The 13,795-nt window shown below is 42.0% G+C and carries 14 protein-coding genes; 13 read left to right on the top strand and 1 reads right to left on the bottom strand.

Features of this window, described 5'->3' with window-relative positions; genetic code table 11:
* The first annotated feature begins 66 nt into the window (after positions 1-66).
* Positions 67-702, top strand: a complete 636-nt coding sequence (locus ACF1X7_RS02290) for a pentapeptide repeat-containing protein (RefSeq protein ID WP_004270376.1) — start codon at positions 67-69, stop codon at positions 700-702.
* Positions 703-923: 221 nt separating this feature from the next.
* Here ACF1X7_RS02290 and ACF1X7_RS02285 read toward each other — a convergent pair whose 3' ends face one another.
* Positions 924-1,463: a dihydrofolate reductase family protein gene (locus ACF1X7_RS02285; RefSeq protein ID WP_004270362.1), complete on the bottom strand. Its 540-nt coding sequence runs from the start codon at positions 1,461-1,463 to the stop codon at positions 924-926.
* A gap of 137 nt (positions 1,464-1,600) precedes the next feature.
* On the opposite strand from ACF1X7_RS02285, the gene ACF1X7_RS02280 reads away from it, so the two are divergent.
* The 12 genes from ACF1X7_RS02280 (at position 1,601) to ACF1X7_RS02225 (ending at position 13,792) form a co-directional block, all read left to right on the top strand.
* On the top strand, positions 1,601-2,566 hold the full coding sequence (locus tag ACF1X7_RS02280; RefSeq protein WP_065825320.1) for a hypothetical protein: 966 nt from the start codon (positions 1,601-1,603) through the stop codon (positions 2,564-2,566).
* A gap of 252 nt (positions 2,567-2,818) precedes the next feature.
* Positions 2,819-3,517: an NAD-dependent protein deacylase gene (locus tag ACF1X7_RS02275; RefSeq protein WP_375710860.1), complete on the top strand. Its 699-nt coding sequence runs from the start codon at positions 2,819-2,821 to the stop codon at positions 3,515-3,517.
* Positions 3,518-3,521: 4 nt separating this feature from the next.
* Positions 3,522-3,809 carry a chorismate mutase gene (locus tag ACF1X7_RS02270; RefSeq protein WP_004270383.1) on the top strand — a complete coding sequence of 96 codons (288 nt, stop codon included), beginning with the start codon at positions 3,522-3,524 and terminating at the stop codon, positions 3,807-3,809.
* A gap of 218 nt (positions 3,810-4,027) precedes the next feature.
* Positions 4,028-4,540, top strand: a complete 513-nt coding sequence (locus ACF1X7_RS02265) for an NUDIX domain-containing protein (protein ID WP_411162392.1) — start codon at positions 4,028-4,030, stop codon at positions 4,538-4,540.
* The gene (locus ACF1X7_RS02260; protein WP_253732384.1) at positions 4,540-4,860 is read left to right on the top strand and encodes a hypothetical protein; all 321 of its coding nucleotides are present in this window, start codon (positions 4,540-4,542) and stop codon (positions 4,858-4,860) included. The genes ACF1X7_RS02265 and ACF1X7_RS02260 overlap by 1 nt, the downstream gene beginning before the upstream one ends.
* A gap of 10 nt (positions 4,861-4,870) precedes the next feature.
* The gene (locus ACF1X7_RS02255; RefSeq protein ID WP_065825324.1) at positions 4,871-5,716 is read left to right on the top strand and encodes a DUF72 domain-containing protein; all 846 of its coding nucleotides are present in this window, start codon (positions 4,871-4,873) and stop codon (positions 5,714-5,716) included.
* 130 nt (positions 5,717-5,846) lie between these two features.
* On the top strand, positions 5,847-7,892 hold the full coding sequence (gene metG / locus ACF1X7_RS02250) for a methionine--tRNA ligase (protein ID WP_004270356.1): 2,046 nt from the start codon (positions 5,847-5,849) through the stop codon (positions 7,890-7,892).
* A gap of 227 nt (positions 7,893-8,119) precedes the next feature.
* Positions 8,120-8,896: a TatD family hydrolase gene (locus ACF1X7_RS02245; RefSeq protein WP_253732382.1), complete on the top strand. Its 777-nt coding sequence runs from the start codon at positions 8,120-8,122 to the stop codon at positions 8,894-8,896.
* A complete protein-coding gene (gene rnmV, locus ACF1X7_RS02240) occupies positions 8,893-9,462 on the top strand; it encodes a ribonuclease M5 (RefSeq protein ID WP_004270377.1) in 570 nt (189 codons plus the stop codon). Before ACF1X7_RS02245 ends, rnmV begins: the two co-directional genes overlap by 4 nt.
* 1 nt (position 9,463) lies before the next feature.
* Positions 9,464-10,357 carry a 16S rRNA (adenine(1518)-N(6)/adenine(1519)-N(6))-dimethyltransferase RsmA gene (gene rsmA / locus ACF1X7_RS02235; RefSeq protein WP_039098101.1) on the top strand — a complete coding sequence of 298 codons (894 nt, stop codon included), beginning with the start codon at positions 9,464-9,466 and terminating at the stop codon, positions 10,355-10,357.
* An 84-nt stretch (positions 10,358-10,441) separates the two neighbouring features.
* A complete protein-coding gene (locus ACF1X7_RS02230) occupies positions 10,442-10,693 on the top strand; it encodes a Veg family protein (RefSeq protein WP_004270360.1) in 252 nt (83 codons plus the stop codon).
* Between the two features lie 174 nt (positions 10,694-10,867).
* Positions 10,868-13,792 carry a YhgE/Pip family protein gene (locus ACF1X7_RS02225; RefSeq protein WP_411162391.1) on the top strand — a complete coding sequence of 975 codons (2,925 nt, stop codon included), beginning with the start codon at positions 10,868-10,870 and terminating at the stop codon, positions 13,790-13,792.
* Positions 13,793-13,795 lie beyond the last annotated feature (3 nt).

Below are 13,795 nucleotides of genomic sequence, written 5' to 3'. Positions count from 1 at the left end.
TGAATTTCAGGTCGTCACTGGCGACAATTTTCGGTATACTAATCACAATAGACAGGAGACAGTTAGATGACAGATAAGAAAGCACAGGCACCGCGGCTAAATCCACAACTTGAGACGGTACAGCTTACTGCGTTTGAACCAGATGAGACTTATGAAGGTTTGTTTTTCGAAGAACTAACGTTGAAGCAAACCGAAGTTGAGATGTTATTCTTTAAAGGCTGTTTATTTAAAAATTGTCAGTTTGAACAAGTCGACTTTAATAACTGTGATTTTCAAGATGTGCAATTCGAACACTGCGCGTTGTTAAACTGTTCGTTGACGAATGATCCCTTCCAACGAGTCGCGTTTAATGGTTGCCAGTTGATTGGTTCCGATTTTGCAGAGGCTGGTCTGAATGATGTCACGTTCGACACTTGCCAAGCGGATTACACCGGCTTTAACTTTGCGCGGATGCGGCATGTCGACTTTAAAGATTGCAGTATGCAAGAAGTCTCACTCGGGCAAGTTGATTGGCAGTGGCTAACAATGATCGGGAATCGTTTGAACGGCATGGATATGACTGGCACGAATTTGAAGAATCTCGATATCAGTCAGAATCAATTCGAAAAAGCGACTTTCACGCTCGAATTATTACGTGGGGCGACCATCAGCACAGAACAGACGCTCGTGATTATGAGCGCGTTGCGAATTAACGTCCGCTAGCTTGCCGGTTTTTAAAGGCAATTATCAGACAACTGATTGTTGCGATGAGCATCACAAGCACAGCGAAGAAATCTTGGTGCAACAGCTGGCAGAGGCCGCTGATACATAAAGCGATGAATAAAATAAGTGGGATTTTAAGGTTGGCTTTCATTGGTCATTCCCCCGTACTTTAATCTGAAAAGGCAGCGACAAAATATTGTGGCTGCCTTTTCGTTTGATTTTTAATAATTAATCTTGTATGTCAATTCAACAAAATGACCGATTTGACGGCTATTGATAAGTTCCAATGGCATATCGGTTAAGTGCGTGCTGACCAGTGAAATGCCGTCACCCAGGAGAACTGGCGCAATGGTGATGATGAGTTCATCGACTAACTGGGCTTTAAGCAATTCGGTAAAGATTTCTGCACCACCCACAAGCCAGATATTGCCGCCATCTTCTTTTTTTAATTGACGCATGAACTCAGGAATATTCCCAGCAACGACATGTGTTCGATCTTCTGTATCATGTAACGTTTTCGAGAAGACATAGCCGTTTTTATCTTGGTAAGGATAGGTGCCGGCTAATTTAAGACTTTGTTCATATGTCTTACGCCCCATCACAACGGTATCGACGGTGCGTTGGAAAGCTTGAATTGCAGCGTCTGATTCGGATGAATCGAGTGCAGCTAACCAAGCAGTACTACCATCTTTTTCAGCGATGAAGCCATCTAGACTCTGAGCAAGGTATAAAATTACTTTTCGCGAATTTGGTTCTGTCATAGTCAACACGTCCTTTAAATTAAGATTACCTTTATTATAACAGTTTTAACCGCTTTCATACATTCTAAACCGTTGGTAATTTAACTGGATTTGGCTTATCATGAAAAGCAAAGCTGTTTACTAAAAGGAGACCAAAAATGACAACTACTGAATTTTCCCCAGAAATCCAAAGTTTAATTGACCAGGTTCAAAAGAATTATCCTCAACCCATTAAGATCCGGGTCGCAGATGCAGCGTCTGGGATGTTAAAACATGATCAGGCACAACGCGTTTTAAATAACGATGGCAGCTTGGCAATCTTAATTACCGATGCGACAGCGGCCGATTATGCTTTATCACACGAATTATTGCACTTACTATTATTATCAATCGGTTTTCCACAAATCATGACCGATGTCACCACGCAGGATGCGCAACTCGATGAACAATTGGTTGCGACCGGCACAACTTTGTACAATGCCGCTGTGCACATGGTGATTCAAAAAGAACAAGAATCCCATGGCTTTGTGGATGTTGAAACTAAACAAGCCTACCTTGAAGGTCTACGAGATAATCTGACCCCGGAAAAAGACGATCCCGAAAATAGATGGGTGATTTTCCGCGTATTAACGCTGTTAGATGCCCTCGTCTTCTTTGATGGTGGCAACCAACAACTGTTAAAACAGTGGACGGCTGATTATCCGATTGCGTTTGCCCAAGCCGAAATTCTCTATCATGTGTTGGCACGCAAAACAATTGATTCACCATTCACATTACGGCGGGCTGTGATTAACTTGTGGGTTGCGTTTGATCGCGTGTTATCAACCCTAGGATTTGCTGAAACGAACCTCCAACAACTCTTGACATTGACGCCGGTATTAAGTGAACGGCAACTACGATTAGAAGTGCGCCAAGTCTACGATATTTTACATTCCGAAAATCTATTTGCGACCGCAACGAACCAAAAAGCGTATGTTGGAATTGGTAAGAGTGATCAACAAAATGCTTTTGTCTTAGGGATTCCAGAAGACAAGGCAACACCGGAATATTTCAAACGATTGTATGATTTATCAGTGCAAACCTTCTTAGATGAAATTGGAATGCCGTATTCATTAAGAAAATGAGTGCGTTCAAGCTGGTCAACTTTTGAGCATTAGCACAGGGAAGCGAATTAGCGACGCAGTCGATGATTTGATTCACAGTGCTAAGCACAGAAAGTTAGCTTGAAAAGCACGTTAAAGAACAGAGTGCGTTAATTCGCGGTTAGCTTTTGAGCACTTGCCTAATCAGACGGATAAGCGCCAAAGGCGATTGGCCGACTGATGTAGCAAAGCGCAGAAAGCTGCGAATTAAAAGCACGTTAAAAAGGAGTGATGGTGATGACTTTTAAATCAATGTTGCATGCGGCACAGCATGTTGTTTTCTTGACGGGTGCGGGCGTGTCAACGGCTTCTGGCATTCCAGATTATCGATCGAAAACGGGGTTGTATCATCAGCAAGCCAATCCAGAATATTTATTAAGTCACACGAATTTAATCACCAATCCAGCCAGTTTTTATGAATTTGTCACGCAGCAGATGTATTTTCCTGAAGCAAACCCAAATGTCATTCACCAAGTGATGGCGACGATTGCGAATCAAAAGGGGCAGATTATCACCCAAAATGTTGATGGGTTGCACACAAAAGCAGGCGCGCGGGATGTGATTGAATTTCATGGTAGTTTATACCGTGTCAGCTGCCAAAAGTGTGGCCAAGCAGTGCCTTATCAGGCCTATTTAAAGGATATGCATCATCAAGATTGTGGTGGGATTTTGCGACCAAATATCGTTTTATATGAAGAACCGATTGATCCGACGGTGATTGAACGGTCGATTCAGGCGATTGAAGCGGCGGATTTAATTGTCGTGGTCGGGACGTCATTTCGTGTGTACCCATTTGCAAGTTTAATTGAATATCGCCGTCCAGATGCCCAATTAGTAGCGATTAATCAAGAGGCATTACAATTTGAAATGCCAGTCACTATGATACAAGCGGATGCGACACCCGTTTTTGCCGCACTAGCAACTAAGGAGTGAGCCCATGTTAACTGAACACTATCAAAAAATTGATGCAATTGATGCCCAATTGGCGGTTTTATTTGAAGAACGCATGCAAGTCACCAAGCAAATTGCAACAATCAAGCATGAACAAAAAATCGGCTTGACGGACATCCAACGCGAAAAAGCGGTGATGGATGCGCGCCTTGCTGCGGTTAAAGATCCAGCACTCGCAGATTACGTAAGGGATTTATACCAAACGTTAATTTTAATTTCGAAACAATATCAAGTAAAATTGATGAAGGCGATGAAAGAAGCAGAAGAAAAATAATGTGGAAAGAGCGAAACGGAGACGGAGCGCTCTTTTTTGATTGAAACGTGCCGATTCGAACTGCCTTTTCCGGTTAACCTAAAAATGGCAATCATGGCTGAAGGGCGCCATAATCCCTATTTTTGAATTAATGCTCAATTACTAACCGCGACAGTCAGCACTCTTTTGCTTAATATGCTAAAATGAAACTAATTTATGAGATGTGAGGCTATTGAACTGTGACTAAACGACGCTATAATTTAGCGGTAATTCGCTATCGCGGGACTTTACTATTATTGAATCGGATTAAGCCCCCATTTGCTGGGCTTTGGAATGGCATTGGTGGCAAAACAGAACCCGATGAGACGCCAATCAGTGGTATGCAACGGGAGTTATTTGAAGAAACGGGTTTACAAACCAACCAATACACACTCCAAAATGCGGGGTGGATTGATTGGCACATCGACGGTGAAACGATTGCACCGATTGACATTTTTTTAGTCGATATTTTACCAACGGTGCAACTACCACTTTATCCGGTCGGAATGCGCGAAGGCGTGCTTCAATTATTTGAACCAGAATGGGCACAAGCTGCTAATAATCAAGGAATTGTGGCAGACTTACAGGCCATTTTACCAACTGTTTTAAGCGGTCAGCTCAATCGGTATGACACGGATTTTCATGCAGATCAGATGATTTTTTTTGAAGCAATTCCCATTACTGAACCAAGAGAAGGAGAGGAAGCACTATGATGACAAAGGACCAAACGATGATGGTCTTGATGGTTTTAAAGAAGAAGTTGCAAGGGATTCGTTTTTTTAGAGTCGTCGAAGAACTGTTCTCGTTATACATTATTTTTAAATTCTTAACTGCAACGGGCAAGGTACAGCTTTTAGGGGTGGCGTTTTCTGAGGGGCGCGCCATTAGCTTAATGTTGCTGCTGCTAGTCATCGACTTTAGCCTATCGCGGATTCGGTTAAATTATAAACGCATGGGACAACAATTAATTGTCACATTGAAGGATTTAACGGAACAAGAAGCTTTGTTCATTCAACAATTCCAACGGTTCTAGAGGTGTGGATATGATAACAATTGGATTAACTACTTGGTCAGAACATCAGTCATTAATGCCCAGCAAAAAGCAGTTAACATTAAACGACTACGCGCAATTTCTGCCAGTGGTGGAGGTCGATAGTTTTTATTACGGCTTACGCGCACCAACCGTCAGCGCAAACTGGTTGACGCAAGTACCAGCCAGTTTTCAGTTCATTGTTAAAGCACACCAAGCAATGACCCGCCAAGAAGACTACGCCGAGTTTACGAGTACTGAAAAAGAATTGTTTGTGCGGTATCGCCAATCAATTGAACCGCTAATTAAGGCCGGCCAATTACAGGCGGTCTTATTTCAGTTTCCGCCATTTTTTCAACTGAATCAGGAAAATAGTCAATATTTACGACAAATTCGCGCGTGGTTACCGGATGTGCCAATTGCTGTCGAATTCCGGCATCAATCCTGGTACGATGACGCTTTTAAGCAACAGATGTACGCCTTTTTGAAGCAGCTAAACATGACACACGTCATCACAGACGAAGCACAAACACCGACGAACAGTGTGCCGTTTGAACCGGTTGTCACCAATCCGGCGTTTGCGATGTTGCGCCTGCATGGTCGTAATATGGCCGGGTGGCAGAATCCGGGTGCCCAATGGCGGAAGCAACGAACATTGTATCGCTATGATCAAGATGAATTACAATTTTTTGCGGATGCTGTGCGGCAGATTAAAAATCAAGCGGAACAAGTTGCCGTGATTTTTAACAATAATTCTGGTGGGGATGCTGCGGATAATGCTTTGCAATTACAACAATTACTTGGGCTAGAATTTCCTGATTTAGCCCCGAAAGCGCCTGAACAGATTGATTTATTTTAATGAAGGCTTAGTGTGAGTTGTCGTTTAAATGACTGCTCTTTTGTGCTATACTTTGATTACTTATATGGCATTATTTAAGCAAGTCGAGAATTGTTAAGATTCTCGTTTTTTTAATTAAGGAGCGAACCTAATGGCAGAGACAAAACCAACATTTTACGTAACGACCCCAATCTATTATCCATCTGGTAAATTAACGATTGGTAACTCATATACAACAATCGCCGCCGATGTCATCGCGCGTTATAAACGCTTGATGGGCTTTGATGTCTTCTTCTTGACGGGGACGGACGAACACGGCTTGAAACTCGAACAAAAAGCAGCTGAAAAGCATTTAGCCCCACAAGAATATGTTGATGGCATGGCTAAAGACATCAAGGCATTATGGCAAACTCTTGAAATTTCAAATGACAAATTTATTCGGACAACGGATGAATACCATGTCAAAGCGGTTCAAAAAATCTTCGACAAGTTATTAGCGCAAGGCGATATCTATCTTGGTAAATACGAAGGTTGGTATTCTGTTTCTGATGAAGAATACTTCACTGAATCACAATTAGCAGAAGTTTATAAAGACGACGATGGCAATGTGATCGGTGGGAAAGCCCCATCTGGTCATGAAGTTCAACGGGTCGCTGAAGAAACTTACAAGTTTAAGATGAGCAAGTATGCTGATCGCTTATTGGCTTATTATGAAGAACACCCAGATTTCATCGAACCGGCGTCACGGCGTAATGAAATGATCAATAACTTTATCAAACCTGGTTTGGAAGACTTATCGGTTTCTCGAATCTCATTTGACTGGGGAATTCACGTTTCAAGTAATCCGAAGCACGTGGTTTACGTGTGGTTAGATGCGTTATCAAACTATATCACAGCGCTTGGGTACGGTTCAGACAACGACGAATTGTTTAATAAATACTGGCCTGCTGATGTGCATCTAGTTGGGAAAGAAATCGTACGATTCCATACGATTTATTGGCCAATCTTCTTGATGGCTCTAGACTTGCCATTACCAAAACAAATTTTTGGTCATGGTTGGTTGTTGATGAAAGACGGTAAAATGTCTAAATCAAAAGGCAACGTAGTTTATCCTGAAATGTTAGTGGAACGTTATGGTCTAGATGCTTTACGTTACTATTTAATGCGCGCGATTCCATTTGGTAATGATGGGACATTTACACCGGAAGACTTTGTCAGCCGGATTAACTACGATCTTGCCAACGATTTAGGCAACTTATTGAACCGGACCGTTGCAATGATTAACAAGTATGATAATGGGGCAGTGCCAGCGTATCAAGCTGACGTGACACCATTTGATGCAGACTTACAAAAGACAGCTACAGAAACAATCGAACAATATACCAGCTTAATGGATCAATTGAAGTTCTCTGATGCCTTAGATACCGTTTGGCAATTAATCAGCCGGGCGAATAAGTACATCGATGAAACAGAACCATGGGTCTTGGCAAAAGATGACAGCCGCAAAGCGGAACTCGATAGTGTCTTAGCCCACTTGGCTGAGAGTTTACGGATTGTTGCGCTCTTATTACAACCTGTGATGACGCATGCACCACGCGATATGTTTGCACAATTAGGGCTTGATTTCGATCAAGTTGCGCAACGTGAATTGGTTTATGGGACATTCCCAGCCAATATTCAAGTGGTTGCTAAAGGGACCCCAATCTTCCCACGTTTAGACTTGGATGAAGAAGTCGCATATATTAAGGATCAAATGGGTCAAGCGCAAAAAGCGGGCTTAGTGAACGAAAAAGTGAAGGCTAAGCAACAAGCAGCTGAAGCCAAAGCTGAATTCGATCCAAAAGCAACAACATTAGTCAGTGAAAAGGACGCCATCAAGTTTGAAGATTTCGATCAAACCGAAATTCGCGTTGCTGAAATTAAGGCAGTTGCCAAGGTTGAAGGCGCTGATAAACTATTGAAATTCCGTCTAGATGCTGGGGATCAAGGTGATCGCCAAATCGTTTCCGGCATTGCTGAATTCTATCCAGACTATGAAGCGTTAGTCGGTAAGAAAGTCTTAGCCGTCACGAACTTGAAACCACGTAAATTGCGTGGCGAATTGAGCCAAGGGATGTTGTTATCAGCAGAACATGACGGACAAGTTGAATTAGCAGTTGTGCCAAACAACTTGGTGAACGGCTCACAAATCGGTTAATTTAAAATAACAGAAACGTCAAAAGGGCTAAAAGGCATTTACATTCTGTAGGCCTTTTAGCCTTTTTAATGGAAAAGAGTGTGTTGCCAGTGGTTAGCTTTTGAGCATTTGTCTAACTTGGCGAATTGGCGATGGAATCGCCGGTTTGAAAGTGTAACAAAGCGCAGAAAGCTACTGGCAAGAGCACGTTTTAACTGTCAGAATGAGGACACTAAAAGGAGATTGAAATGCAAATTTTTGATTCACATACGCATTTGAATGATACCCCATATGCAGGGCAAGAAGCTGATTTTATCGCGCAAGCCGCTGAACTCGGTGTTGTTGAAATGGCGATTGTTGGTTCAGATACAGTATTAAATGAGGGCGCTTTGCGCTTAGCAGCGCAATATGAACCTTTATCAGCCATTATCGGTTGGCACCCTGAATCAGCCAAAGATTATCACAAGGCAGAAGAAACCGTGCTGACTGACCAATTACAACGACCAGAAGTAGTGGCGCTAGGTGAAATTGGTTTGGATTATCATTGGGATACTTCGCCACGCGATGTGCAACAAACCGTTTTTGCACGGCAAATCGAGATTGCTAAATCCTTGCATATACCAATTTCAGTGCACACGCGGGACGCGTTAGAAGATACGTACAAGATTCTAAAAGAAACAGATGTCCGTGATTGTGGGGGGATTATCCACAGTTTTAATGGCGATGTTGAATGGATGAAACGGTTTATGGATCTTGGCATGCAGATTTCGTTCAGCGGTGTGGTCAGTTTTAAAAATGCGCATGAAGTCCATGAAGCAGCTAAAGCATGTCCATTGGACGTGATGTTGGTTGAAACGGACGCACCTTATTTAACGCCGACGCCTTATCGTGGTAAGCAGAATCAACCAGGCTACACACGGTATGTGGTAGAAGCGATTGCTAAACTCAGAGATGTGGCACCAGAAGAAATTGCGGCAGCGACGTATGCGAATGCCCACCGGATTTTTAAGTTAGGAGCACTATGAAAAAAACAATTCAAGAAGTGATTGTTGTTGAAGGGCGCGACGATACGAAGCGATTACGGGAAGTTTTCCCAGATGTTTCGACAATCGAAACGCGCGGTTCAGCAATCAATGAAGAAATTATCGAAAAAATTGCGCTCGCTCAAGAAAAACGCGGGGTCATTGTCTTTACCGATCCCGATTTTCATGGCGAGAAGATTCGTAAAATCATTTCTCAAAATGTACCGGGCGTCGAACACGCCTTTTTACCACGGACAGAAGCACGTCCGGAAAAAGCAGGTGGCAGTTTAGGCATTGAACACGCAAAACCAGCGGCGATTGTCCAAGCACTTGAGCATCTATTAACACAAGATGAAGAAGCAGACGAACAAATCAGTCAATCGGATTTATTAACGGCGGGCTTGATTGCGGGGGCTGATTCAAAGCGGCGGCGCGAATTACTCGGCGAAATTTTGCACATCGGTTACACCAACAGCAAACAACTTTACAAGCGCCTCAAGATGTTCCAAGTGACGCAAGCTGAATTTGGCGCTGCACTATTACAAATTAAACAGGAATTAGGAGATTAATATGGAAGATATTGCAAATCCCGAGCGTACCCGGAAAATTCTCAAACGTTACGGCTTTAAGTTTAAAAAGAGCTTAGGCCAAAACTTCTTAACCAACATCACCATTTTGAAACAAATTGTTGAAGCTGGTGATATCACCAAAGATGACGATGTGATTGAAATTGGCCCCGGGATCGGTTCTTTAACGGAACAAATTGCCAGAAAAGCGCATCAAGTATTAAGTTTTGAAATTGATGAACGGTTAATGCCGGTCTTAAAAGATACTTTGAATCACTACCATAACGTCACGATTTTAAACCAAGATATTCTTGAAGCGGATTTAAAAACAATTATCGCTGAACAATTCGATGGTAAGCATAATCTAAAAATCGTTGCGAACTTACCTTATTACATTACGACGCCAATCATGTTGCACTTACTTGAAGCAGGATTGCCAATTGATCGTATGGTCTTAATGATGCAAAAAGAAGTTGCTGAACGGATTAATGCCGAACCAGGTTCAAAGGCATACGGCTCATTAAGTATCGCCGTTCAACTTCATTCAGAAGTGAACTTAGCCTTTATTGTGCCCAAGACAGCCTTTATGCCACAACCCAATGTTGATTCAGCGATTGTTGAATTAGTGGGGCGCAAAGCACCGCTTGTAACAGTTGCTAATCAAACCTTATTTGATCAATTGGTTCGTGGCGCATTTGCACAACGCCGAAAGACATTATGGAATAACTTGCAAAATCAATTTGGTAAACAAGATGAAGTCAAAGTAGCTTTAACAACAGCCTTAGAAGCAGTCGAGATTGCACCGAGCGCTCGTGCTGAACAATTGAGTATCCAACAATTTGCCCAATTAAGCGATGCGCTGAATAATCAGCCAATTTTTGCTAAAAAAGCTAAGTAAGTAATTGCCAAATCGTTGGTACAATGGTATAATTGCAAATTTTTCGTTTATATGGTATACTATCCCTCGAAGAGGTGAAGCATAATGCCAACCACACTTGCCAATATTAAGAACGGTCTCGATGGGCATATCGGAGACAAGTTAATGGTTGTCGCTCAAGCTGGGCGCAAAAAAGTTACAAAGCGAAAGGGAATTCTTAAAGAAACCTTTCCAGCAGTATTTGTAGTCGATTTAGATCAGGATGAAAATGCTTTTGAACGTGTTTCATACAGCTATGCTGATTTGTTAACGAAATCGATTGAGATTGAGTTTGATGAAGAACCAATTGTCCTATAGTTTAAAATAGAAGAATAGAGTAGCACTCAACCAACGGGTTGAGTGCTTTTTTTTGTTCAAAAGGCAGATTGACGAATCGCCATATACTTCACGTGGTTGATTAGTTGTTGACATTCGTTTGATAAAACAATATCATATAGAATGTTTATGTCGTATACAAAAGGGAGAAAGAATATGTTTGGCAATTGGAGAGAGAACAAAGTGAAGTTAGGTGGGTTCATTATTATGATCTGCTTAATTCCGATTTTACTATTACTAATCACATTTAATTTTATTAAGTACGAACAGACCACTAATATTAAACATATGAAAGTCGCGGTTGTGAATCAAGATCAATCCGCAACATTTAAAGGGAAAAAGGTGGCAGTTGGGCAACAGGTACTAAAAACGTTGCGTAATGATCACCAGGTCGATTGGCAATTTGTCAGTGCTAAGGATGCAAAAGCGAACTTAGCTAGCGGCCGATACGCGATGCAGGTTGTCTTACCGAAAGACTTTTCTAAAAATGCGACAACCGCATTAGATAAGTCACCTAAAGTCAGCTTGTTAAAAGTTGAAACGTCTAAGAAAAATAACTACATGGCTGGCATGATTACAACCCAAGTCGTGAACCAAATGAAGGGCAGTGTCGTTCAAAAAATTCAAGAAGCTTATAATCAAGCCTTGCTTGGTGCAATCGGCACGCTAGGCAGTGGCGTACAAGAAGCTAGCAATGGCGTTAAAAAGTTAGACACAGCAGCTGGTCAATTATCAAATGGGAGCCAACAAATCTATGATAATTTAAATGTGTTGCATAGTGGGACACAACAATTGGCAGATGGTAGTGCGCCATTGGCAAGTGGCGTGCAACAATTAACAACTGGATCAGGTCAGCTTTCAGATGGCTTACAACAATTATCTGACAAAACCGGATCTGGTGTCCAACAACTTGTTACTGGTTCAGGACAACTTTCAGGTGGCTTACAACAATTAGCTGGCAAAACAGCCCCACTTCAAAGTGGAGTCCAACAATTAACGACGGGTGCTGGGCAACTTTCAACTGGGCTTGGAAATTATACAGCTGGAGCAGGTCAAATTAATGCTGGTTTAAACCAATTAGCAGCCAATAACCAAACAATTTTAGCTGGTGGGCAACAAATCAATGGCGGTGTCGACCAATTAACTGATGGCACCAAGCAGTTGAGCGAAAAGTTGACTGCGGCAGCTGATGAAATCGAAGCGAGTCTTGATGGTAATAAAGAACAATTAACACAATTGAAGGCTGGTTTAGGCGCTTTAAATGCTGGTATTCAAGAGTTAGATCAAAAAGTGAATCATTCCAATAATGATAATTCCGAAATTATCAATGCAGACTTATTAAAGATTGCGGATAATACAAAAAATACAGGGGATTTGTTACAAGATAGTGGGTCTAATCTAAGTCAAGTTAACGATAAGGTTTACAATACCGCTAAAACGGATAGTGTCGCGAGCAGCTTACAAGATGCTGGTGCACAATTACAGAAGTTAAACGATCTAGCCGAAAACAATCCGACATTTAAAACATTCTTGGCTGATAACCCTTCTATCGCGTTGAGAGTAATAATGATTGGCGGTGCAGCTAAAAAAGACTTACTCAATGCTGGTAGCCAATTAGAATCTTCAGGAAAGAACATGCAAGCCATTCAAGCCAACTTAGGCATGATGGGCAATAATATGAGTGATACCGGCGTTCAATTACAAGCAGTATCCGATGAATTAACGAAGACCGCTGATAATATGGCGCAATTAAAAGCAGGCATTGCCAAGATGGCAAGCGAAGATCAAGCGCCATTAGCGCTAAATGGTGCCACACGGGCCATTGATACCTTAACATCGGGATTAGCTAAAGTTGATACTGGGTTAAAACAAAAAGGAAATACGCCTGATACAATGGGCGGGATTCAAGCCGCTGACATGATTCATGATGGATTAGTTCAAATCCAGGAAGGATTAAAAGGTAAGGTAGGACAACCTGGATTGATGCCGGGCTTGACAACTTATCTGAATGGCGTTTCAACCGCAGCTACGGGGAGCAATCAATTAGTTGCTAATAACAATCAACTTAACAATGGTGGTCAACAATTAAAAGCTGGTCTACAAACATTAAATGGGCAAACACCAGCTTTGGCAAGTGGTGTGCAACAACTCAATGATGGTGGCCAACAATTGAATAATGGATTGCAAACACTACAAAGTCAACTTGGTAGTGGCGTCCAACAGCTCAACAATGGTAGCCATCAATTAACGAATGGTTTACAAGAATTAAATCAAAAGGCACCAACGCTTGTTTCTGGCATTACACAAATTAACGAGGGTTCAGGCTTATTGGCAGATGGTGCTGGACAATTAACGACTGGCTTAGGCCAAGCAGGTGCTGGGATTAGCTTATTAAACGTCAAGTTAATCGATGGTAGCAAGCAAGTTGCCAATCTTTCAACAGGTTCCGCAAATGTAGAACATTTCGTGCAACCAGTCAAAGATCAATTACTATCAGATACAAATCATGGCGCATTAATTAATACCTTCTCGCCATTAGTCTTAACACTTGTCTTCTTTGTTGGGGCAATGTTGACGCAATTAACACTTTATCGCTATGGTGAAACATTAGCACATAGTGGTCTTAAGCAACGGATGTTGGTTGTCGCTGGCGTAGTTGTCGCACAAGCCTTATTAATTGATATCTTTGCAAACCTTTTTGGATTGACGATTGCACAACCGTTCGCGTTCTTCGTCTTAAGCATGATGACGAGTGCGGTCTTTACCCTTGCATGTTTAGCATTGGATAAACTTTTTGGAACGATGGGAATTTTAATGGCCTTCGGGTTATTGTTCTTACAACTCATCATTACAGGGGGACTCTTCCCGAACGATATGTTATCAGGCTTCTATCGTGGCGTAGCAATCTTCTTACCAGGGACCTACACGATTAGTGGCTTTGAACAAGTCGTTAATGGTAACGGTGGTCAACTCGGATTAGTCTTGTTTATCTTACTTGTCTTTTGTGGGGTGTTCTTCGCAGGCCTATTCGGCGGAGAGTTAAAACAAAAGTTAACGCAAACACCAAATAGTCAAGCTTAAAGA

The organism is Latilactobacillus sp. VITA-14 (assembly GCF_046580785.1).
Taxonomy (GTDB): Bacteria; Bacillota; Bacilli; order Lactobacillales; family Lactobacillaceae; genus Latilactobacillus; species Latilactobacillus curvatus.
The sequence above is the reverse complement of the archived record's forward strand: the minus strand, read 5'-3'. Positions and strand labels throughout refer to the sequence as shown.